Below are 22,509 nucleotides of genomic sequence, written 5' to 3'. Positions count from 1 at the left end.
GCAGAGTCTGCTTCAGCCCTGCAAACTCTAGACGATGCATTCTGGCGCGCGGGGTCATCACGTGATCGATCTCTCGCCGACCTGTTCATGAGTCTGCACCTCAGACTCGTGCAGGGTCAAAGAAAATATAAGCACTTGCCAAAACAGCACTTTCCCCTGGCTCTGGCCCCATTGCTCGCGCTAACGTGCCTGCAGGGCGGGCATGGCCTGCTGTACTGTCACTATTTCATGGAGGCGTTTGTGCACATCCTGATTCATGACCTTCAGAAGGCTGCCTGCTGGCAGAGCGCCTTGCAGGATGCCTTTCCGGACGCGCGGGTCGACACGACGGACGAGGTCGGCTCTGTTCCGGCCGAGATACTGATTGTCTGGCAGCCGCCCACCGCGCTGCTGGCCGCACAGGACCAGCGGCTGCAGGCCATCCTGAACCTGGGCGCCGGCGTGGATGCGCTCCTGAACAGCGCTGCCCTGCCGGACGTACCGGTCTTCAAGCTGAAGGGCGCTGGCATGGAACCCTTCATGACCGAGTACGTGCGCTACGGGCTGCTGCATTTCTACAGAAACATGGATCATTACCACCGGGATCAGCGCAAGGGCGTCTGGCAGCCTCGGGGGCTTGAAGACAGGCAGGACTGGCCTGTCTGCGTACTGGGTCTGGGCACCATCGGCCGTTATGTCGCCCAGACCATCGCTGCCGATGGCTTTCCGGTTCATGGCTGGAGTCGTCATGAAAAACATCTGGATCATGTCACGACCCACGCAGGTGAGCAGGCGCTGGCCCCGTTACTGTCCAAAAGCCGTGTGGTCATCAACCTGCTGCCCGATACGCCTCTCACCCGGGGCTACCTCAACCATCAGTTACTGGGCTGTCTGCCGAAAGGCGCTGTGGTGATCAACATCGGTCGTGGCACCACCCTTGTGCTGGAGGACCTGATGGCACGACTGGATGAGGGACATCTGCGAGGCGCCGTGCTGGATGTCTTCCCCGAGGAACCGCTGAACGCGGATCACCCCATCCGGGGGTATGACAACGTGCTGATTACCCCACACATTTCCGGGCCAACGCCGATCAAGGGCGCCATCGACCAGCTGGTGTCGTACCTTCAGGCCATTGCCAGGAAGGATTTGTCAGAGGCCGTCAGCAGGGAGGCAGGCTATTGATCCGTCAACTTCATCTGGCATGGCTGCTGATGCTGACCGCAGCCCTGCCTGCACATGCAAGCACATCATCGACCCGCAGCCCGGCCATCACCCCCTTCGAGGCCACCTATCACCTGAGTGTGAAGGGCTGGCCTGACGCTACCGTGTCGCACACCCTCAAGGCGCATGGCGATGACTGGCAAAGCCACATGAAGGCCAGGATCAGCATTGCGACCGGCGAGGAAACCGGACGCTTCGTGGCCGGCGCACCGCTTGAAGCCATCGCCTATCGAGGTGGATACCACCTGCTGGGCATCAGCCACGATTACCGCCTGGACAGGCAGGATCTTGCCACTTTGCCGGACCGCCAGACGGCGCTGGTACAGCTGGGTCTGTCACTTGATGCAGCGCGCTGTCGCACCAACGATCAACCACCCTGCCGGTTCGACTACATGAATGAAAAGGGCAAGGCACGCCACTACCTCTACCGCGTTACGTCAGCGGCACCGGTCACCACGCCGGCAGGCTCACTGGCCGCGCGCCATATTCACGCCTGGCGGGAGGGGCATTCGGACAGCGTGATCAACGCAGCGCTCAGCACTGATACGCCTGGCCTGATCCTGAGTCTCGATTACCTGAAGGACGATACAGTGAAGGCGCGACTGCGCCTGACTCACCTGACATCCGGACCCGGGACACCGTAAGCGGTTTTGCCTACAATGCGCCCCTTGAGCCAAACAGGCGCCTTGACGTGAAAGGATGTAGACACCATGGCCGGACTCTGGTGGATGATTGTGCCGCTGCTCGCCGGCTACCTGCTGCCGTGGCAAGGACAGCAGGCCAAAAGGCGCGTAGACCGCCTGGTAACGCCCACCATTTACCTGCTGCTGGCGTTGATGGGGCTTGGGCTTGCCGGGCTGGATGATCTGGGCCGCAACCTGACCCGGATGGCCGGCCATGCGCTGGTGCTGCTCGGGCTGTTGAGTGTATTGAACGGTATCGGACTGTGGGGACTGGCGCGGTGCTACCGCGCCCGCGCCGTAAACCGCCCGGCTGCTGATGTTGCACCGCCTCCCCCCGTATCCATTGCCTCTTCGTTGATTGATGGCGCGCTTCTGATCGGGCTGGTTGGTCTGGGATGCCTGCTGGGTCGTCTGTTGCCGAGTCTGGCAACGCACGGCAGCCAGTGGGCAGAAGTGGCACTCTACGTGCTGCTGGCCCTGATTGGAGCACAGCTGAAACAGGCAGGGCTGCCCCTGCGGGAGCTTATTCTCAATCGACGCGGTGTACTGATTGCAGTAACCGTGCTGGTGACATCACAACTGGCCGGAATCGTCGCGGCATTGGTGCTTGGCCTGCCAGTAACCCAGGGGCTGGCGCTGGCCTCGGGCTTTGGCTGGTACTCCCTGTCCGGCATCCTGATGACGGATCAGCTCGGCTCGCTGTGGGGCGGCGTGGCCCTGCTGAACGACCTGGGTCGCGAACTGATTGCCCTGCTGCTGGTGCCCTTGATTGCCCGACGCACGCCGGAACTGGCGGTAGGCTACTGCGGAGCAACGGCCATGGATGTCACGTTGCCGATGTTGAGCCGCAGTGGTGGCATAACCTGTGTTCCGCTGGCGCTGGTCAGCGGCTTCCTGCTGTCTCTGCTTGCGCCGCCGATGATGGTGTTATGGCTGGCAGCTGGATGAGCATCACCATCCATGACACCTTGCGATGTACCACACCGCTTCCTCTCAACTTCATGCTCAGGATGATTGCCATGTCGATGCCGGATGCCGGCAAGCCATTTCATGCCAGGGACGTGCGGCCATGAGCCGGCGCAACCGCCCGGGTTCGGGCCGCATTACGCTGGGCGATGTAGCCGAACACGTCGGCGTCAGCAAGATCACCGTATCACGAGCCCTGCGCCAGCCGGACAAGGTCGCGGACCCGCTGCGCCAGCGCATTCTCGATGCGGTTGACGCCCTGGGCTACATCCCCAATCGACAGGCCGGAAGCCTGGCCAGTGCCCGGACACACGCGATAGCGCTTCTGGTACCGTCCCTGTCCAACGGCGTTTTTTCAGACGTGCTGCGTGGCGTCGATGACATTGTTCAGGACACCGGCTATCAGGTACTGCTGGGGCACTCGGGCTATTCCCTGCAGGAAGAAGAACATCTGGTCAGTACCTATCTGGGGTATGGCGTGGAGGGCTTCATTCTTCCCAGCGGTCAACACACTGACCGTACACTTTCCCTGCTGTCGCGTTCCGGGCTACCCGTCGTGGAAATCATGGGGCTTTCAGACACCCCGATTGACATGTCGGTCGGGCTCGACCATGAAAAGGCCGGCTACAGCATGACACAGGCACTGATCGAGGCAGGGTTTCAGCAAATCGGTTTTGGCGGGGCCCGGATGGACTACCGTGCCCGGCAGCGGCACCAGGGCTGGCAACGTGCCCTGCGTGAGGCAGGGCGGCGTGATGATATCTGCATGACCACCACCCGCCCCTCCAGCTTTCGGTTTGGCGGTGCACTGCTCAACGACATGATGACACGCTGGCCATCCCTGGATGCCCTGTTCATGTGCAATGACGATCTGGCCGCCGGCGCGCTGTTCGAATGTCAGCGACGCGGCATCCTGCTGCCGGATGATCTGGCGCTGGCAGGCTTCAATGGCATGGATATCACCGCCTCGACCGAGCCGGCACTGACCACGGTCATGACACCACGCCGCACCATTGGCCAGGAAGCGGCGCGCCGTCTGCTGGCCAGGCTCGAGGGTGATTCCTCCCTGTCATCCAGCCTGGATGTCGGCTTCGAGATCGCCTGGCGAGCCAGTACGACACGTACCAGGCGCTGATGACTCAGCGCCCGGGCTGGCGTGAGTTATCGACGACCCGCAGGCATTGATCCATGACGCCCTCCGGCGAAAGACTGATGTCGATATTGAAGGCCTCACCGCCGATGGGCGGCTCAAGCGTCTGGAACTGGCTGGCCAGCATGTTCGATGAAAAGAAGTGATCGGACCGTCTGCTCATTCTCGCATGAATAAGGGCATAACTGCCGTCCAGGTACAGCGCAATCAACTTGTCATCACCTCCCTCGCGCAAATGCTGCCGATAACGCCCCTTGAGCGCCGAGCAGGCAATCACCACGCTGTCATCGCGATCCCGGTACTCGGCCAGCAGCTCACTGAGGCGGTCGAGCCACCCGGCACGATCATCATCATTGAGTGCTTCGCCGCGGCTCATCTTGTCGATGTTGGCCTGCGGATGAAAATCATCCCCGTCATGGAAGTCACATCCCAGTGTTTTTGCCAGGCGCGCTCCGATCATTGACTTGCCCGACCCAGAGACCCCCATGACCAGAATACGGCGGGACACCAGTGCCGAAAGGGATTGAACCATGGTCTAACTCCTGTTGTTTATGTAGCAATGTTACCGATAACATCGCATGTTTTAGGCCGCACGTGTAGCACCACTATCGTCGGTATCCGCCGCGCTATCTCACAGGGACCCGCATCATGTCTCATGCCAGTGTTCTGATTGCCGCCGCCTTGGGCGGCATTGTTCTGCTGTTGTTTTTTGTAATGAAGCTGCGACTTCATGCGTTTGTTGCCTTGCTGCTGGTCAGCCTGCTGGTGGGAATTGCAACCGGTATGCCACTGACCGATATCGTCGAAACCGTCAAGAAGGGAATGGGCGGCACGCTGGGGTTCGTGGCCACGGTCGTTGGCCTTGGCGCCATGTTCGGCAAGATGCTCGAGGTATCCGGCGGTGTAGACCGGCTCGCCAATACGCTGTTAAAGCGCTTTGGTGAAGGCCGCTCCCAGTGGGCCATGGCCATCGCCGGTTTCATGATCGCCATTCCGGTCTTTCTGGACGTCGGCTTCATAATTCTGGTGCCGCTGATCTATGCCCTGGGCAAGCGTACCGGTCGATCGCTCCTGCATTACGGAATTCCGCTGCTGGCCGGCCTGGCCGTCACGCACTCCTTCATGCCGCCGACGCCCGGCCCGATTGCCGTTGCCAACCTGATCAATGCCGATCTGGGTTACGTTATCCTGTTCGGTGCCATCTGCGGCCTGCCGGCCATGATTCTGGCCGGCCCGGTATTCGGTACCTATATCGGCAAGCGTATCCACGCTACCGTGCCGGACTACATGCAACAGGAAGCCGGCGAGGTGCGTGAAAACTATGATGACCTGCCCGGCTTCAGGATGATTGCCTCGATCATCATGCTGCCACTGGTATTGATCCTGGCCAATACCGTCAGCGGCGTCATGCTGGATGAAAGCAGCATGGTCTATCAGGTACTGGGCTTTTTCGGCAGCCCGATCGTGGCGCTTCTGATCACGACCCTGCTGGCCTTTACCCTGCTGGGCACCAAACGCGGCCTGTCCCGCGAAGAAGTCATGGGGGTAGCTACCAAGTCACTCGAACCTGCCGGGATCATCATTCTGGTCACCGGCGCCGGTGGCGTGTTCAAACAGACCCTGATCGATTCAGGCGTAGGTGACGTCATCGGCCATTACATGGCAGACAGCTCCCTGCCACCGGTACTGCTGGCCTTTATCATCGCCACCGGGGTACGCGTCATTCAGGGCTCCGCCACGGTGGCCATGATTACCGCTGCCGGTTTGATGGCACCGGTCATTACCCAGCTTGATCTGAGCGGGCCGATTCTGGGGCTTATCGTCATTGCCATCGCCTCCGGTGCAACGGTACTGAGTCATGTCAACGACTCGGGGTTCTGGCTGGTCAACCGCTATTTCGGGCTGACAGAAGCACAGACCCTGAAGAGCTGGACAGTGATGGAAACCATCATTGGCGTTGTAGGTATCATCATGGCGCTGATTCTGACCCTGTTCATCTGACCCTGCCTGTTGCCAGCCCATGCTTGATGGGCTGGCAACTTCCCACCTGTTTTCTACACTGCTATGAACTGTTCGCGCCACGGCCCCTCACAGGGCGTCTTCACGCTGTCAGGGAGGTCTGCATGGCCGCACCGCTTTTCATAGCCGATCTCGAATTCAGACACGCCATCATTCAGGCGCCCATGTCCGAAGGGATAACCACTCCGGAACTGGTGGCGGCCATTGCCCGCCAGGGGGCCGTCGGCAGTCTTGCCGCAGGCTACATGACCCCTGCCGACATTATCGAACAGACACAGCACGTTCGCGCCTGCACCTCGGCGCCGTTCGCACTGAATTTGTTCATTCCCCCACGGGACGCGCAACATGGCTGCGACATGGACAGGGCTCGCCTGGCGCTTAAACCGTGCTACGCTGCCGCCGGCGTACCCATGCCGGAGCAGCTCGACGACCTGCCTGCGTTTGAAGACCAGTTCGAGGCCATGCTGGCCGTACAGCCGGCCATATTCTCCTTTACCTTCGGCATTCTCGATCAGCGTCATATAAAGGCGTGTCGGGCTCGAAACATCGCGCTTGTCGGCACGGCCACCAGCGTGTTTGAAGCCAATGGCCTGGCACACAGCGGCGTCGATGCCATTGTCCTGCAGGGCGAGGAAGCCGGAGGCCACTGCGGCAGCCATAACCCTCATGGCCAGGGTCAGCCCCTGAACGCCCTGTTGCGGGCCTGCCGTCCGCACATCACCCAACCTCTGATTGCTGCCGGCGGCCTGATGAGCGCGCTGGATGTTCGCCGTGCGCGACAGCACGGCGCTGACGGTGCACAGTGCGGCACGGCCTTTCTGCTGGCCGATGAAGCCGGCACGCCGTATGGCTGGCGATGCGCTCTGGAAGATGCAGGCCAGGACGCCACTGAGGTCACCATGGCAGCATCCGGTCGCCTGGCCCGAGGCCTTCGCAATGCATGGATGAGCCCACGAGCACCACGCGACATTGCCCCTTGGCCTTGGCAGGCCCTGCTGACGGCACCCCTGCGCCACCAGACGGAACATATCGAGTGGAAGAACCTGTGGGCCGGCAGCCGGGTTCACCACATCTCGACCGGCTCGGCCGCCAGCCTGCTGGCTTCGCTGTGTCGTTGAGTCGGCAAACGGCCTTCTTCGCGCTCACATCATTATCCCCCGTAATGACTGGCAGGTTAAACCGTCCGAGCGGGCCCCGGTACGGGCCTTCAAGCCAGGCGTGGACATCGTCGCAGGCCGTTGGCTCAATTTCCGCCATGTTCCCGCCGTTAGACGAAGTGCCAATACGCATGCCGCATCAATCGTGGCGGGGCTGTTGAAGGCGAAGACCAATCCCTGTACTTTAATTGAACGATCGATCAATAAAAAAAGTTATAGCATGACGCTATTCGGTCACGCCGGTCAGAAGGCAACATGACTGACTGGCTTACTCAGCATGACCCGTTTCGCACGTTCATTCATGGCTCCCGTCACGGGGCAGGAAAATGAAGTGCGCCTGCACCGTGTAATGCGGACAGGTACCGCCGACTCACGGCGGATTCCAATAACTTGAAGAGGATCGTTCATGACATCGCATGAAACGGAAAATACACCCAGGGCAAGACTGAATCCGACCGTTTTTTTTGGTTCGGCCTTTTTTATCGTGATCTTTGCCTTCTGGGCCATGTTCTATACCACCCAGGCACAGGAAATCATCTTCACCATGCTGGGGTGGATATCCAACACCTTTGGCTGGTACTACATGCTGGCAGGCACGCTGTACCTTGCCTTCGTCATTTTTGTTGCCTGCTCACGCTTCGGGAATATTCGACTCGGCCCCAAGCACTCTCGCCCCGAATTCAGCCTGATGTCCTGGGCCTCCATGCTGTTTGCCGCAGGCATCGGGATCGATCTGCTGTTTTTCTGTGTGGCCGAACCGGTTACCCAGTTTCTCGCCCCACCGACCACTGACGGCGGCAGCATGGAAGCTGCTCGTCAGGCTACGGTCTGGGCCATGTTCCACTACGGCATTACCGGCTGGGGCATGTATGCCCTGATGGGCATGGCACTGGCTTATTTCAGCTATCGCTATAACCTGCCCCTGACCATCCGCAGCGCGCTTTATCCGCTGTTCGGGAAAAGGGTCGAAGGTGTCATCGGCCATAGCGTGGATATCGCAGCAGTCATCGGCACCGTGTTCGGTATCGCGACCAGCCTGGGCATCGGCGTGGTGCAGCTGAACTATGGCCTGACCTTCCTGTTTGATATTCCAGGCAGCATTGCCATTCAGGGCGCGCTGATTCTTGTCTCCATCGTGCTCGCTACCATCTCCGTGGTCGCCGGCGTCGACAAGGGCATTCGTCGCCTGTCGGAATTCAACGTGCTGCTGGCCCTGGCCCTGCTGGCCTTTGTACTGGTAGAAGGCAAGACCATCTTCCTGCTCAATGCGCTGGTACAGAACGTTGGCGATTACATCAGCCGATTCACCAGCATGACCATGGACACGTTCGCCTTTCGCCTCAACAACCCTGATACCGCCGCTGATACGTCCGAATGGCTGAACTGGTGGACCCTGTTCTTCTGGGCATGGTGGGTTGCCTGGGCTCCGTTTGTCGGCCTGTTTCTGGCGCGCATTTCACGCGGTCGTACCATCCGCGAGTTTGTGATCGGCACCCTGACCATTCCGTTTGTATTTACCCTACTGTGGATCTCGATCTTCGGTAACAGCGCCATCGAGATGATCCTGAGCGGTAATGCCGACTTCGGCCAGCTGGCAATGAACAACCCTGAACAGGGACTGTATGCCCTGCTGAGCCAATACCCGGGCATTACCTGGACTGCAGGTCTGGCCACCCTTTTGGGCATGCTGTTTTATGTCACCTCTGCCGATTCCGGCGCGCTGGTACTGGGTAACTTCACATCCATCATTCCGGACCCCAACCATGACGCACCGACCTGGCTGCGTATCTTCTGGTCTGTCGTGATCGGCCTGCTGACCTTTGCCCTGCTGCTGACCGATGGCGTGTCCGCCCTGCAAAGCATGGTGGTCGTCATGGGCCTGCCCTTCTCGTTCGTGATGTTCTTTGTGATAGCAGGCCTCTACAAGTCGCTGCGGATGGAAAGCTTCCGCGAGGACAGCAAGATGGCCAGCCTTTCCGGGCAACTCTCAAGCCGTACCAGTACCGGTGAGCACGGCGCGGCCCTGGACTGGCGCAAACGCCTGAGCCGCTCCATGGACTTCCCGACCGTCGAGCAGATCAAGGCCTTCCAGCAGGACATCTGCCTGCCCGCCATGGAAGAGGTCTGTGAGGAGCTTAACAAGCAGGGCGCCAGAGCCGAGCTGATTCATGGCGAGGAAGACATTCCTCATCTGGCACTGAATGTGATGCTGGATGATGAACAGAACTTCACCTATCAGATCTGGGCACGAAGCTTCGAGACACCTGCCTTCGCACACCGGGAATATGATCAATATTACCGGCTGGAGGTTTATCTGCTGGAAGGCAGTCAGGGGTACGACCTGATGGGCTATACCCGCGATCAGGTTATCGAGGATATCCTCGACCAATACGAGCGCCACATGAACTTCCTGCACATGAGCCGTGAAGCACCCGGCAGCTCGGCCACCATACCGGACAGCCCGGAGCTGCCCGAGTAACCCGGCCGATCTGACCGGTATCCCTTTGGCCGACCCCTGCGGGTCGGCCTTTTCGTGTCTGCTCGTCCGACAGGGCCACCTTTTACACATCGGCCTGCCACGTCGCCCATAAAAAAGGCGCCTTGCAGCGCCTGAAAAGAGAGATATAACAGAGAGATGTAGAAAGCCATCGTAATTACCCGGCGCTGGTCTCGCCTTCAAGACTGGCTTCCGGAGCCGGTGCCGGCTTGAGCAGTGCATACAGCACGCCCACGATCAGCGAGCCTGCCGCGATGGACAGCAGATACAGCAGTGCATGATTGACCGCATTGGGAATCAACAGCACAAAGAGCCCACCATGTGGCGCCATCAGGGTAATCTTGAAGAACATGGACATGGCGCCCGTGACTGCGCCGCCGATGATGCAGATGGGGATAACCCGTAGCGGATCCTTGGCAGCAAAGGGAATGGCCCCCTCACTGATAAAGCACAGGCCGAGTACGAACGAGGCCTTGCCGGCTTCCTGCTCTGCCTGAGCGAACTTGCGCTTTGCAAGCATGCTGGCAATACCCATGCCGATCGCCGGTACCATGCCACCAGCCATGATGGCAGCCATCGGGCCATAGGTTTCAGAAGACAGCAGACCAACGCCAAAGGTATAGGCAGCCTTGTTGACCGGGCCCCCCATGTCCACACACATCATCCCGCCAAGCAGCAGACCCAGCAGAACCGCATTACCCGTCCCCATCGACTTCAGGAAGTCGGTCAGTGCGGTCATGATGGCAGCTACCGGCGTACCCACGACATAAATCATCACCAGACCGGTAAAGAGGCTCGCCAGCAGGGGAATAATCAGAATCGGCTTGAGTGATTCAACACTGGCCGGCAGCTTGACGTAGCGGGTAACCGCCATCGCCGCATACCCGGCCAGAAACCCTGCCAGAATACCGCCAATGAATCCCGCACCCAGGCTGGCTGCCAGCCAGCCACCGATCATGCCGGGGGCAATGCCGGGTCGGTCGGCAATCGAGTAGGCAATGTAACCTGCCAGTACCGGCACCATCAGCTTGAAGGCACTGCCGCCACCAATCTGCATCAGGGCCGCTGCCAGAGTTCCTTCCTCTTCGAAGGCCTTGATCCCGAACACAAAGGACAGCGCGATACACAGGCCACCTGCCACCACCATCGGCAGCATGAAGGACACCCCGGTCAGCAGGTGCTTGTAGATGCCCTTTTCCTTGACACTACCGCCACCGCTACTGCCGGCAGAGCTGCCTGCCTGCTCGACACGAGCCTCGGCCAACGCCGTTTCAATGGTCTGCTTTGATTTTTTCAGGGCACTGCCGGTCGAGGTGCGATAAATCGGCTTGCCTTCAAAGCGCGTCGGGTCTACTTCAATGTCACAGGCCAGAATAACCACATCGGCCTGAGCGATTTCCTCCGGCGTCAGCTTGTCCTGAGCCCCTACCGAGCCTTGGGTTTCCACACGTATGTGGTGCCCCTGGGCCTTGCCGGCAGCGCTCAGGGCTTCAGCAGCCATGAAGGTATGCGCCACCCCGGTCGGGCATGCAGTAACTGCCACGATATGCTTCTTTCCACCATCGGCGGCAGGCGCCGGCGCGGCTGCGCCGGTGGCCTGTTCAGCAGGCTCGGAAGCACTGCCAGACCAGGGTGCGGCCTTTTCCTGGGCCATGGCCAGAAAGGCATCCGGGTTCGGCAGCGCATCTTCAATCGCGCCCTTGTAAAGCGGCTTGCCGCTGAAACGCGATAGATCGATCGCCCGTCCCGCAGCCACCACGATCAGGTCCGCATCGCGCACCTGGTCGTCACTGGCTGTTTGCGACTGGCCCAGATCGCTCTGGTTATCCACCACAACCTCCCACCCACGTCGGGAAGCTGCAAGCTCAAGCCGTCGAGCGGCCAAAAACGTCGTTGCCATGCCACTTGGGCAGGCCGTGATGATAATGGCTTTCATACACGCCACTCCCCTGCGGGCCGACCATCGGTCAGCTGTTGTAGAACACATTGTGTTTTCAGTGTTTCAAGATCGGTGGCGTGGATATCACCCACGCCTACGTGGCGCACGGCGTCAGCCGAAAGCGCCGTGGCAAACCGCAGCGTCTCCTCCACGGGCCACTGCATCAGTTCACCATGCAGTGCCGCAGCCACCAAAGTATCACCGGCACAAACCGTACTGACTACCTCAACCGCTGGCGGCCGGGCAGACCAGACGCCCGCCTGCGTCGACAGCACCATACCGTCGCCGCCCAGTGATACAAAGACGTTGTGGATGCCGGTCTCATTGAGCCGCCGTGCTGCTTCGACGACCGCCTCCCGGCCATTGACGGGTGCCCCGAGCCATTCGCCCAGTTCCACGTCATTGGGTTTGACTGCAAAGGGTACCGCCGCAAACCCGGCCTTGAGGGCCGCACCGCTGGTATCAAGCCAGACGGGCACCTCAAGCGTACCGATAAAGCGAACCAGCTGCTCGAACCGCTCGGGCGAGACGCCAGGCGGCAGGCTGCCGGCCATCACGACCGCCGATGCCCGGCCGGCATGGTCGGCCAGCACGGCTTCAAGGGCCGCAAGATACGTCTCACCGACCTGAGCACCAGGACCGTTGATATCCGTTACCCGGCCATCGGCCTCGGACAGCTTGACGTTGACTCGCGTCTCGCCCGGCACCCGTACAAAGGCATCTTCGACGCCCCAGGCAGCAAAGGCCCGTTCGAATGCGCCCTGATTGTCTTCGCCCAGAAAGCCGGTGACGAGCACATCATGCCCCAGCGCGCGCAGCACGCGCGCCACGTTATTGCCCTTGCCGGCGGCGTCCATCCGGGATGACTCGCTGCGGTTGACTTCCCCCGGTCGTACGGCATCCAGCTGAATCGATAGATCCAGTGCCGGATTGAGTGAAATGGCAATCACCCTGGCCATTTACATGTCCTCCAGCGCGTCACGGACGTCCGCTGCCGTCGGCAGCATCAGGATACGTTCAGCCAGTTGCGTTGAATCCGCCATCGACAACTCACGAATGCGTGCCTTGACCATCGGCACCTGGCGGGCCGCCACGGACAGCTCGTCCACGCCCAGCCCGACCAGCACGGGCACCGCCTGAGCATCAGAGGCGAGTTCGCCACAGACACCAACCCAGCGCCCTTCTGCATGCGCAGCGTCCACGGTCATCTTGATCAGGTGCAGCACGGCCGGATGCAGGCCGTCTGCCTGGGCGGACAGCTGGGAATGGCCGCGGTCGATCGCCAGGGTGTACTGGGTCAGGTCATTGGTGCCGATGGAGAAGAAATCGACATGTTTTGCAAGCGTAGGGGCCAGAATGGCGCAGGACGGAATCTCGATCATGACGCCGACCTGTACGTCCGGCGCCTTGATGTCCTGCTGAACCCGATCAACGATCGCCTTCGCTGCATGGAACTCAGCCACGTCCTTGACCATCGGGAACATGATGCGCAGCGGTCGATCATCCGCAGCCGTCAGCAGCGCACGAATCTGGGTTTCAAGCACCTCGGGGCGCGTCAGCGCCAGGCGGATGCCGCGCAGCCCCAGGAAGGGGTTGTCTTCCTGCGGGATCGGCCAGTAATCCAGCGGCTTGTCACCGCCCACATCCAGCGTACGGGCAACCAGCGGCCGGTCATGGCCCAGCGCATCAAAGGCTTCGCGGTATTCGCTGATCTGGGTGTCCAGATCCGGCGCGTCCGGATGGGCCATGAAAATGAACTCGGTACGCAACAGGCCGACGCCTTCGGCGCCACGCTCGACAGCATCCTTGGCATGAGCGGTGTTGCCCAGGTTGGCGCAGACTTCAATCCGATGGCTGTCCGTGGTGACCGCGCTTTCGAAACGGGCGTCATACGCCTTGCGCTCACGCTGATCACGCTCCCGGATGGACAGCTCCGCCCGGTCCCGACGTTCCTGACTGGGCTGGGGAATAACCCGACCACGCTCACCATCCAGAATCATGTCCTGACCATTTGCAAGCGCCAGCACGGTATCACCGGCGCCAACCACGGCCGGAATACCCAGCGCACGTGCCAGGATGGCACTGTGGGAGGTCGCCCCCCCCTTGGCCGTCAGCAGTCCCTTGACCTTGCTGGTATCGAGCTGAGCCACATCCGAGGGGCCCACGTCTTCCATGACCAGAATATAGGGATGAGCCGGCGGCTCCGGCAGTTCCACGCCGCACAGCAGTCCGAGTACACGGCGTCCGACGTCTCGAAGATCGGCCGCGCGCTCGGCAAGAAGCCTGTCTGCAAGGGCTTCCTGCGCCCGGGCAGAAGTATCGATGGCCTTCCACCAGCCCGCTTCTGCCGACAGCCCTTCACCGATGGCTTCAAAGCCGGCTTCCTTGAGCTCCGGGTCCTGAACCATTTCCTCATGCATGGAAAGGATTTCCGCGACCTCCCCCCCGGCATGATCTATCAGGGACTCAAGCTGACGGTGGGCCTGATCGATGGCATTGCTCAGGCGCTCACGCTCACCGGCGGCATCACTGGAGTGCTCTTCATACTTGAAGTCCGGCAGCCGCATGACGAATACCGGCGCAATCGCCATGCCCGGCGAGGCGGCCACGGCCGCCAAGGCCGTATCGGGCGCCGGCGGCTCTACCGGGGTATAGCGGGTCTTGTTACGCGATGGCCGCGCTGCCGACGTATCATCCAGCGGGGTAACCACTTCCCCCAGACCGCCACGCACGGCTTCAACGACGGTGTCCAGTGCCGCTGCAGCAGTCGCGCCACGGGCAGAGAACACCAGCATCTGACCACGACGCGCGCCCAGACCGATCACTTTGGTCAGGCTGGTAGCGGATACGGCATTGGCGTCGCCTTCCATCAGGCGCACCTTGATCTCGATGCCCTGTTCACGCGCCACCTGTACCAGTTGCTTGGCCGGACGAGCATGAAGGCCATGGGCGTTGCGTACGCGTACCTTGGCCGTTTCGGCATCAGAGCTTTCGCCTGACAGCCGCGCCAGAATCTGCTGCGGACTGACGCGGGCAAGCTCCTCACCCTTGCCGTCTTCCAGCAGGCCGATCAATCGTTCCATCAAAGGCACGTGGCCGTCACCGTGCTCTGCCAGACAGAAGACACCCGCGGTATCGGACAGCGGTGGCTGGCTGGTGGCAAATCCCAGTGCAGGCTGTTTGACCCCATGGCGCGATCGCACCAGCCACAGTTTCTGACCCAGCGCCACCGGCGTCTGATCAAGGATGTCGGCCACAAACAGCTCATCGACACATCCGATCTGACGCAGCCGCGCAGCGGCCGCGGTGGCAAGCTCCAGACGGTCACGGGCCGGCAGGCCGACCAGCAGCGTGTCCTGGTCCAGTCGGGTGGGCAATGCCGGTTCCTTCGACAGCAGGTTGATGACGGCTTCGGGACTGGAGGCGCTGGAAAGCTGATCAGCTACGCCATCCCGGTCAAGCACATGTGTCAGGCTTCGAAGAATGTCCAGGTGCTCGTCGGACTGGGCCGCAATGGTGATGATCAATGTGACGCGGGCACCGTCATGCCAGTCCACGCCGCCTGGGAACTGAAGCAGGCGAACACCGGTCTTTTTGACATACTGACGACTGTCCTGGGTGCCATGGGGAATGGCAATGCCATTGCCCAGATACGTCGATGACTGATTTTCACGATCAAACAGGGCATCGCGGTAGCCTTCTTCCGCAAGGCCGGCATCCACCAGGGACTGGCCCGCCTGGGTAAGCGCATCGCGCCAGTCGGTCGCGGTGCGTCCCAGCGATACGGCGTCTTGAGTAAGCGTTAGCATGGCTGAATCTCTAATGGGGAAAACGGTAGCTGAATCGTTTCACTGTGCTATGGTAGCCATGCTGAAACGTTTCAGCTACCAAATCAAGTGGTCGACTGTGCAACTTTGGGCGCACGATTACGGTTTATGATTCCTTTTCATCCTGAACGTCGAGGGCGGCCCATGAAATCCATGACCCTGGCCGAAATCGCCCGGCTTGCCGGCGTCTCCCGAACCACCGCCAGTTACGTGGTTAACGGCAAGTCACGCCAATACCGTATCAGTGAGGAAACGGTACGCCGGGTGATGGATATTGTAGACATTCACCAGTATCGCGTGGATGCCCAGGCAGCTGCCCTGCGCCGGGGCGCGAGCAGAACGCTGGGATTTATTCTCCCGGACCTGGAAAACGCCAGTTACGCCCGACTGGCCAAGCGGCTGGAACAGGGGGCACGGGACGCCCACTACCAGTTGCTGATTGTAGGCTCCAATGACACGCCGGATACGGAAAGGGAGCTGGCCCGCTCACTCAAGGCCAGGCGCTGTGACGCCTTGATCGTGGCCTCGAGCCTGGCGCCGGATGATCGCTTCTACCACGAACTGATGGATCAGGACATGCCGGTCATTGCAGTGGATCGCGCCCTCGACCCGGAGCACTTTGTATGCGTGGTCAGCAATAACGGGTCGGCCGCCGAACAACTCACCCGCTCGGTGCTGACGCCCGATACCCGTCATGTGGCATGGCTTGATGCGGTGCCGGAGCTTTCCATCAGCGCCTCGCGCCGAGCCGGCTTTCGCCGGGCTCTGCCGAAGGGCGTCTGCCACATCAATGAAAGAAGCGGTGAGCACTACAACCGGCACATCGGCGCGCAGCTGATGGAGCGCATACTGGACCAGGACGGCCTGCCGGATGCGCTGATTACCGCGTCATATACGCTGCTTGATGGCGCCCTGGATGTACTGCTGTCCCACGACCAGGTCCCGGATATTCGCATTGCCACCTTTGGCGATGACCGACTGCTCGACTTTCTGCCCCTGCCGGTCAATTCGTTGCCCCAGCACCATGACCGCATTGCCGAGCTGACGCTGGACTGCGCCTTTCGTGCCATTGCCGGGGAATACACCCCGGGCCTTAATGTGGTCGAGCGTACGCTGAAGCGCCGGGATCAGGGCGCCTGAAGGTCCTGGTACATCACCAGTGCATCGACATACCCGTGACCCGGATGGTGAAAGGCACCCGGCAACCGGCCCACGATGTCGAAACCATGGCGCTGCCAGAGCCTGACGGCGCCTTCATTGGTCGATACCACGCAGTTGAACTGCATGGCCCGAAACCCATGTGACCGGGCCTGCTTCAGCGAGTGTTGGCACAATGTGGCCGCCACGCCCTGACCTCGCGCCTCGGGGGCCACGATATACCCGCAGTTACAGACGTGATCACCGCCTCCCCGGGCATTGGACCTGAGGTAGTAACAGCCCACCACCGTGCCTTCCTGTTCTGCGACCCAGCAGCCTTCCGCCAGTGTGAACCAGTAGTGCCAAGCCTCGTCGTCGGTCATGTCGCGAGGCAATGCATAGGTCTCACCCGTGGCCAGAATCGGCAAAAGAATAGCCAGTACGGCGTCACGGTCCTCGGCCGTGGTCGGCCGAAGGGTAAGGCCTGAACATCGACCGTGTTCCCATGTCATGGTTTGTCTCCCGTAAATACCTGCCATACTACGCTATAGCCCCGGAGATGTACCCGGCGACAGTTTCTCTACAACAAGGATGAGCGATGACAGGGTTTAGCGACAAGCTGACAGCACTGTTTGACAACAATCCCTTGATCAAGACCTCGGACATTGATCAGGACACGCTTGTCAGGCGGTATGGCCACCCGGATTCTCGTTACGCGTCCCTGCCGGACGGCAACCGGGTGCATTATCTGATTTCGGGCCCCGACGATGCACCAGTCATTGTTCTGATCCATGGACTGACCATGGATAACGCGGTATGGGAAACCTGGAGACCGGTACTTGCAGAGCAGTACCGCGTTATCGTGCTGGACCTGCCCGGCCATGGCTTGAGTACGGCTGCGCCGCGCTGGCAGGCTGACATCCCCCACCATGTCGAAGTGGTCCATCAGACCCTAAACCAGCTAACAGAGGCGCCCTTCACTCTGATCGGCCATTCCATGGGAGGCTGGATCAGCTGGCTTTATACACTGATTCACCCGAACAGGGTCACGGCACTCGGCCTAGTGGCCGCTGCAGGCTGGACCGACCAGCGCCGCCAAGCGCGTACGGCACAATCCTTCATGAACTTTGCCGGCAACGCGGTAGGACGCACCATCCTGCGCTACGCCAACGGCGATCGTTTCATCGAGGAAGGCATGAAGGCCACCTTCAGCCCTGATGCGCCGAGCGAGGACATGATTCGGCGTTATCAGGATATGCTGCACGGGCCGGGGCACCGGGAAACCCTGCTGTCGCTGGCAAAACACTGGGAAGGCAGCCCGAAGGCCGATGACACCGACTTCACGGCCATCACCTGCCCGGTGCTGATCATCAGTGGCGATTGCGATGGGCTGATCCCCACCGCCCATGCCTATGCGTTCGAGCGCAAGCTGAACAACCCCACGTTGATCATGTACCCGCGCACCGGGCATGTGCCGATGCTGAGCTGCCACCCGCAATGTCTGGACGACACCCGGCGATGGCTTGATGAGGCAGTACCCGCTTCAGAGGTGCCTGCCACCTCCCCGTAAAACCGCCAGCCCATGCCTACGCGTGGGCTGCCCATTCATGCACGGTGGCCTGAGCAATGCCCTCGCTGATCAGTGGGTCACGCGCAGCCTCTTCCTGCGCCATACTCAGCGTCTCGGCCTCCAGAATATAGGCGCCGCCACGAACATCCTTGAACGGTCCGGCCAGTCCCAGCCGCTTTTCAGCACGAAGATCAGCCAGGAAGGCACGGTGTGCCGTGATCATGTCGTCACTGACGTCAGTGTCACGAGACAGTACTACCAGAAAGGTGGCCATGTTCTTCATCCTCAGGTGATCAAACAAGTGATTTATAATAAAGCCCCGCGGGCTCTGCAGGCCCGTGAAGCGGTATGTGGTAGCCCGGCAGCTTCCCGGCACACTGCCACTGCCGTCCGTCCAGCATCTTCTCAAGGGTGACTGACGGTGCCAGGCACATCAGCAGCTGACAGCCATCGAAGCCGGCAAAGAGTTCAAGCATGGCCAGCAGCTGACCGGCAATAGCGCCCTCCTTCTCCGGCGCCTCGAGCAATGCCTCGACCCAGCCACGATGACGATTGCCCGGCACATCATCACGCACCAGCTGTACGCAGCCGACCAGCCGCCCCTGATCCCGGGCACACCAGAGCGCCCGCCCCTGCCCCAGAGCCGGCATCACCTGTCGCACCCAGCCCTGTGATGCCTGCCAGGTCGCATCAAAAGGCCCGGCGTGGTCCTCGGCTGCCGCCCGGGCCAGCGCGGCCAGCTCATCGCACAGCTCCTCATCAAGCCGAGTCACCGGCAGACACAGTGCCATTGCATTTCTCCTGCTGCCATATTCTGTCGATTATATGTCGTCTGCCGAGATCAGGCCGGTCGCGCCAGGCTGACTGCACGCACAAGTGCCAGCACCTTCTGCCCCTCCCGAAGCGCCAGCGCTTCACAGGAGGCCGTGGAAATCAGAGCCCTCAGTACCTGTCCACCCACGGCCAGTGCCACCAGGGTAACCCCGGGCGTAGATGTGTGGTGGAGTCCGGTAACCCGACAGCCAAGCACGTTGCGAATACTGGTCTGCTCCGGGGGGGTAAGCGCCAGAGCAACATCCCGGGCACGAATCTGAATCTTGAGCACCGCTCCCGGTGACACGTTCAACGCCGGTACCTCAAGGCGCTGACCATCAGCCAGACGCAGCTCATTCAGATGACGGTCAGGGTCCACACGATGACATACGACCCTGAGCATGGCGCTGACATCGAATCCTCCGAGAAACGGCATCAGCTCAGGCCGTGCCAGCAGGGTATCCAGCGGGCCACTGGCCCTGACCTGCCCGTGCTGCATCAACACCAGATCATCGGCCACGGCCAGCAGCTCCTGCGGGTCGTGGCTTACAAAGATCACCGGAATTTCAATATCACGTACCAGCGCGGCCAGATAGCCAAGCAGCTCCTGCTTGCGGTCCCCATCCAGACCGGTCAGTGGCTCATCCAGCAATAGCAGGCGTGGCCTGGTCAGCAGGGCACGACCGATCGCTACTCGGCGCGCCTCCCCCCCTGACAGGCGTCCCGGCATACGGTCCAGAAGAGGCTCGATACCAAGTAGCCGGGCCATCCGCTGCAGGGCCGGTTCGTCACGGGCAGGCATGCCGTAGCACAGGTTTCCGCGCACACTGTAGTGCGGGAATAGTCGCGCCTCCTGAAACACCACTCCGAGCCGGCGTCGATGTACCGGCACGAAAAGGCCGGCGCGGGTATCCACCAGCACCTGGCCATCCAGCACGATCCGACCGGTGTCGGGGCGATCCAGCCCGGCCATCAGCCTTAAAAGCGTGGTCTTGCCGCTGCCGGAAGGGCCAAACAGCGCCGTCACGCCCCTGCCGTTCAGGGCAAGATCCACATCGAGACGAAACGAACCCTGCTCATGAGAAAGTGACAGCTCAAACATCACGCCCTCCCATGCGCCGGCGCGTACGACGTGCCAGCCCCTCGGAGGCCAGCAGAGAGACCATCGCCACCCCAATGGAGATAACACACAACCGGGCCGCTGCAGCGTCACTGCCGGGCGACTGAATCAGGCTGTAAAGCGCCAGCGGCAGCGTGCGTGTTTCGCCGGGAATATTGGCTGCAAAGGTAATGGTCGCTCCGAACTCGCTCAGGGCCCGGGCAAAGGCCAGCGTCATGCCGGCCAGCAGGCCCGGCAGCGCCAATGGCAGTGTAATGGTCAGGAAAACGCGTCCTCGCGTAGCTCCCAGCGTCCGTGCAGCGGCTTCAAGCCGGGGATCAATCGCCTCGAACGACAGACGCACGGCCCGTACCAGCAGTGGAAAGGCCATCACGCCACCGGCCAGTGCCGCCCCTTGCCAGGTAAAGGGCAGGGTAATGCCGAACGTGGCCAGCCACTGCCCCAGCACCCCCTGACGGCCAAAGGACAGCAATAGCAGATACCCCACCACCACCGGCGGCAGCACCAGCGGCAGATGAACCAGCCCATCCACCAGCCCCTTGCCAACAAACTCGTAGCGCGCCAGTACCCAGGCCAGCACGATACCGGGGATCAGACTGGCCGCCACCGCCGTGCCCGCGACCTTGAGGCTCAGGGCAAGGGCTTCCCATTCAAGAGGCGTCAGCATGCCATGACATTACCGGCCATCGTCACCCGCCGGACTGAACCCGTAATCGGCAAGCACCTGCCCCGCCGCGTCGCCCTGCAACCACTGGTAAAATGCCTCGGTCGTGGCATCGGGTGTGCCGATTTCGGCCATCGGGTACGTAATGGCCGGATGGGAATCCGCCGGGAAGGTTCCTAAAAGACGCACCCTGCTGCTGGCCATGGCGTCGGTGGCATACACGATACCCAGCGGCGTTTCACCTCGCTCGACCAGCGCCAGCGCAGCACGGACATCGCTTGCTCGAGCAAGCCTGGGCTTGAGCGTATCCCATTGCCCTTCCGTCTGAAGGGCCTGTCGTGCATAGATACCGGCCGGAACATGATCAGGATCACCCACTGAAATACGCTCGCCCGGCTGCAGGTAATCGACCAGCGGATGCGCTGCATCCGGCGTCACATCATCAAGCGTGGAAGCCTGTGGTGCAATCAGTACCAGGCTGTTGCGCAAGAGATCCCGTCGATCGGTCAGTGTCATGTCCTGCTGCCCAAGCCAGTCCATCCACTGTTCATTGGCCGACACGTAGATCTGCGCCGGCGCCCCGTTGGCGATCTGGCGCGCCACCGTCGAAGATGAGGCATATACCGGAACAACATCCACGTCGGGATGACTTTTTTCATACTGGCTGACCAGCGCGTTCATGGCATCGGTGAGTGACGCCGCCGCATAGACATGGACGGTGTTACCGGCCTGTGCCACGCCCGCCAGCCCCATGCCAGCCACAAGCCCTGCAGCCACCGCGAGAAAACCTGCCCGAAACATATGATTGTCCTGATTGAAATGTAACCTGCCTGGCTATCAGACAGTCATCTACCTTATGACACCATCAGCAAAACACAAGCAACGTGGCACACGACACATGTATACCCGGCTGAAAGACCTGAAGCATCAATGACGACCAGGGGCTTTAAGCCGCCATTACCGTGTCACCCCGGACATTGATGATGAACGTGCCGAGACTGTCTTCATGTCGCGCCGGCCACATGCAGGGATAAGGAAAAAAACTGGCAGCACCTTGATACAAAACGACCTGCACCGCATGCTACTGGCGACCGCACACCGGCAGCCCCAACGACCAGGGGTCGCCTCCTCACTGCACAGGAAGATTCTGCCATGATATATGCCGGCTTTCTCAAGCGAACTGCGGCACTGCTTATTGATATCTGTCTGTTACTGGGGGCGTTTCAAGTAGTGTCGATAGTGTTGCTGATCGCCCCTCTGGTGCTGTGGGAGGCCACGGCGCTAGAGAGCTGGATGGTCGAGGCCATCATGAACAGATCGTATCTCCTGCCGCTGGCCGGTCTGGTAGTGACCTGGCTTTATTACTCCTGTTCGGAAGCATCATCCCGTCAGGCAACCGCCGGAAAGATATTGATGAAGCTCCAGGTCAGCCGCCTTGATGGCACGCGCCCGGGATTTGGTCAGGCAACGGTACGTCACTTCTCGAAATATCTGTCTGCCCTGTTGATGGCGGGCTTCATCATGGCGGCCTTCACCCGGCGAAAGCAGGCACTTCATGACCGCATCGCCCGCTGTGTGGTGAGTGAATACCAGAGTGCGAACGGCCCTCGAGAGATGCCCTGACCCTGTCGGACACAAGGCTCCCAGCCTGCAACAAGGGGCGTGGACGCATACCGAATACCAGTACAGGTGCGCGCCATCAAGGGAAAACAACAATCGTTATCAATGCCTGCAAACAATGCGATACTGCCCGCTCATGGTTTCATC

Annotated in this window: 20 protein-coding genes; 10 read left to right on the top strand and 10 right to left on the bottom strand. The window is 60.8% G+C overall.

What is annotated here, in order from left to right; translation table 11 throughout:
• The first annotated feature begins 135 nt into the window (after window positions 1-135).
• The 4 genes from NAT21_RS03725 (at window position 136) to NAT21_RS03710 (ending at window position 3,984) form a co-directional block, all read left to right on the top strand.
• Entirely contained in the window at window positions 136-1,161 is a 1,026-nt protein-coding gene (locus NAT21_RS03725; RefSeq protein ID WP_250935818.1) for a 2-hydroxyacid dehydrogenase, read from the top strand.
• The gene (locus NAT21_RS03720) at window positions 1,158-1,844 is read left to right on the top strand and encodes a hypothetical protein (protein WP_250935817.1); all 687 of its coding nucleotides are present in this window, start codon (window positions 1,158-1,160) and stop codon (window positions 1,842-1,844) included. The genes NAT21_RS03725 and NAT21_RS03720 overlap by 4 nt, the downstream gene beginning before the upstream one ends.
• A gap of 66 nt (window positions 1,845-1,910) precedes the next feature.
• The gene (locus NAT21_RS03715; RefSeq protein ID WP_250935816.1) at window positions 1,911-2,831 is read left to right on the top strand and encodes a LysO family transporter; all 921 of its coding nucleotides are present in this window, start codon (window positions 1,911-1,913) and stop codon (window positions 2,829-2,831) included.
• A 121-nt stretch (window positions 2,832-2,952) separates the two neighbouring features.
• Window positions 2,953-3,984: a LacI family DNA-binding transcriptional regulator gene (locus NAT21_RS03710; RefSeq protein WP_250935815.1), complete on the top strand. Its 1,032-nt coding sequence runs from the start codon at window positions 2,953-2,955 to the stop codon at window positions 3,982-3,984.
• Window positions 3,985-3,988: 4 nt separating this feature from the next.
• Here the strand turns inward: NAT21_RS03710 and NAT21_RS03705 are convergent, their stop codons facing one another.
• Window positions 3,989-4,531: a gluconokinase gene (locus NAT21_RS03705; RefSeq protein ID WP_250935814.1), complete on the bottom strand. Its 543-nt coding sequence runs from the start codon at window positions 4,529-4,531 to the stop codon at window positions 3,989-3,991.
• A gap of 116 nt (window positions 4,532-4,647) precedes the next feature.
• Here NAT21_RS03705 and NAT21_RS03700 point away from each other — a divergent pair, with 116 nt between their 5' ends.
• The 3 genes from NAT21_RS03700 (at window position 4,648) to betT (ending at window position 9,654) form a co-directional block, all read left to right on the top strand.
• Window positions 4,648-6,000 carry a GntP family permease gene (locus NAT21_RS03700; protein ID WP_250935813.1) on the top strand — a complete coding sequence of 451 codons (1,353 nt, stop codon included), beginning with the start codon at window positions 4,648-4,650 and terminating at the stop codon, window positions 5,998-6,000.
• A gap of 122 nt (window positions 6,001-6,122) precedes the next feature.
• Window positions 6,123-7,136, top strand: a complete 1,014-nt coding sequence (locus NAT21_RS03695; RefSeq protein ID WP_250935812.1) for an NAD(P)H-dependent flavin oxidoreductase — start codon at window positions 6,123-6,125, stop codon at window positions 7,134-7,136.
• 445 nt (window positions 7,137-7,581) lie between these two features.
• Window positions 7,582-9,654, top strand: a complete 2,073-nt coding sequence (gene betT / locus NAT21_RS03690; protein WP_250935810.1) for a choline BCCT transporter BetT — start codon at window positions 7,582-7,584, stop codon at window positions 9,652-9,654.
• Window positions 9,655-9,829: 175 nt separating this feature from the next.
• Here the strand turns inward: betT and NAT21_RS03685 are convergent, their stop codons facing one another.
• From NAT21_RS03685 to ptsP, 3 genes are read right to left on the bottom strand one after another with little or no spacing between them, the layout of a single operon-like run.
• Window positions 9,830-11,608: a PTS fructose-like transporter subunit IIB gene (locus NAT21_RS03685; protein WP_250935808.1), complete on the bottom strand. Its 1,779-nt coding sequence runs from the start codon at window positions 11,606-11,608 to the stop codon at window positions 9,830-9,832.
• A complete protein-coding gene (pfkB, locus tag NAT21_RS03680; RefSeq protein WP_250935806.1) occupies window positions 11,605-12,570 on the bottom strand; it encodes a 1-phosphofructokinase in 966 nt (321 codons plus the stop codon). The genes NAT21_RS03685 and pfkB overlap by 4 nt, the downstream gene beginning before the upstream one ends.
• Window positions 12,571-15,420 carry a phosphoenolpyruvate--protein phosphotransferase gene (ptsP, locus tag NAT21_RS03675; RefSeq protein ID WP_250935805.1) on the bottom strand — a complete coding sequence of 950 codons (2,850 nt, stop codon included), beginning with the start codon at window positions 15,418-15,420 and terminating at the stop codon, window positions 12,571-12,573. It lies immediately after the preceding gene.
• Window positions 15,421-15,591: 171 nt separating this feature from the next.
• On the opposite strand from ptsP, the gene cra reads away from it, so the two are divergent.
• Window positions 15,592-16,578, top strand: coding sequence for a catabolite repressor/activator (gene cra, locus NAT21_RS03670; protein WP_250937970.1), 987 nt, complete (start codon window positions 15,592-15,594; stop codon window positions 16,576-16,578).
• Here cra and NAT21_RS03665 read toward each other — a convergent pair.
• Window positions 16,566-17,087 carry a GNAT family N-acetyltransferase gene (locus NAT21_RS03665; protein ID WP_250935804.1) on the bottom strand — a complete coding sequence of 174 codons (522 nt, stop codon included), beginning with the start codon at window positions 17,085-17,087 and terminating at the stop codon, window positions 16,566-16,568. The genes cra and NAT21_RS03665 overlap by 13 nt on opposite strands.
• Before the next feature lie 86 nt (window positions 17,088-17,173).
• On the opposite strand from NAT21_RS03665, the gene NAT21_RS03660 reads away from it, so the two are divergent.
• A complete protein-coding gene (locus tag NAT21_RS03660; protein ID WP_250935803.1) occupies window positions 17,174-18,145 on the top strand; it encodes an alpha/beta fold hydrolase in 972 nt (323 codons plus the stop codon).
• A gap of 16 nt (window positions 18,146-18,161) precedes the next feature.
• Here the strand turns inward: NAT21_RS03660 and NAT21_RS03655 are convergent, their stop codons facing one another.
• From NAT21_RS03655 to modA, 5 genes are read right to left on the bottom strand one after another with little or no spacing between them, the layout of a single operon-like run.
• Complete coding sequence (locus NAT21_RS03655; protein ID WP_250935802.1) at window positions 18,162-18,419, bottom strand: YciI family protein; 258 nt, start codon at window positions 18,417-18,419, stop codon at window positions 18,162-18,164.
• Window positions 18,420-18,438: 19 nt separating this feature from the next.
• Window positions 18,439-18,936, bottom strand: coding sequence for a GNAT family N-acetyltransferase (locus NAT21_RS03650; protein WP_250935801.1), 498 nt, complete (start codon window positions 18,934-18,936; stop codon window positions 18,439-18,441).
• A gap of 50 nt (window positions 18,937-18,986) precedes the next feature.
• The gene (modC, locus tag NAT21_RS03645) at window positions 18,987-20,060 is read right to left on the bottom strand and encodes a molybdenum ABC transporter ATP-binding protein (RefSeq protein ID WP_250935800.1); all 1,074 of its coding nucleotides are present in this window, start codon (window positions 20,058-20,060) and stop codon (window positions 18,987-18,989) included.
• The gene (gene modB, locus NAT21_RS03640; RefSeq protein WP_250935799.1) at window positions 20,053-20,745 is read right to left on the bottom strand and encodes a molybdate ABC transporter permease subunit; all 693 of its coding nucleotides are present in this window, start codon (window positions 20,743-20,745) and stop codon (window positions 20,053-20,055) included. The genes modC and modB overlap by 8 nt, the downstream gene beginning before the upstream one ends.
• Window positions 20,746-20,754: 9 nt before the next feature.
• Window positions 20,755-21,543, bottom strand: coding sequence for a molybdate ABC transporter substrate-binding protein (modA, locus tag NAT21_RS03635; protein WP_250935798.1), 789 nt, complete (start codon window positions 21,541-21,543; stop codon window positions 20,755-20,757).
• A 351-nt stretch (window positions 21,544-21,894) separates the two neighbouring features.
• On the opposite strand from modA, the gene NAT21_RS03630 reads away from it, so the two are divergent.
• Window positions 21,895-22,365: an RDD family protein gene (locus NAT21_RS03630; RefSeq protein ID WP_250935796.1), complete on the top strand. Its 471-nt coding sequence runs from the start codon at window positions 21,895-21,897 to the stop codon at window positions 22,363-22,365.
• The last annotated feature ends 144 nt before the right edge of the window (window positions 22,366-22,509 follow it).

The organism is Larsenimonas rhizosphaerae, assembly GCF_023700005.1.
GTDB classification, from domain to species: domain Bacteria; phylum Pseudomonadota; class Gammaproteobacteria; order Pseudomonadales; family Halomonadaceae; genus Larsenimonas; species Larsenimonas rhizosphaerae.
This window is presented reverse-complemented; position numbering and strand designations above follow the sequence as displayed.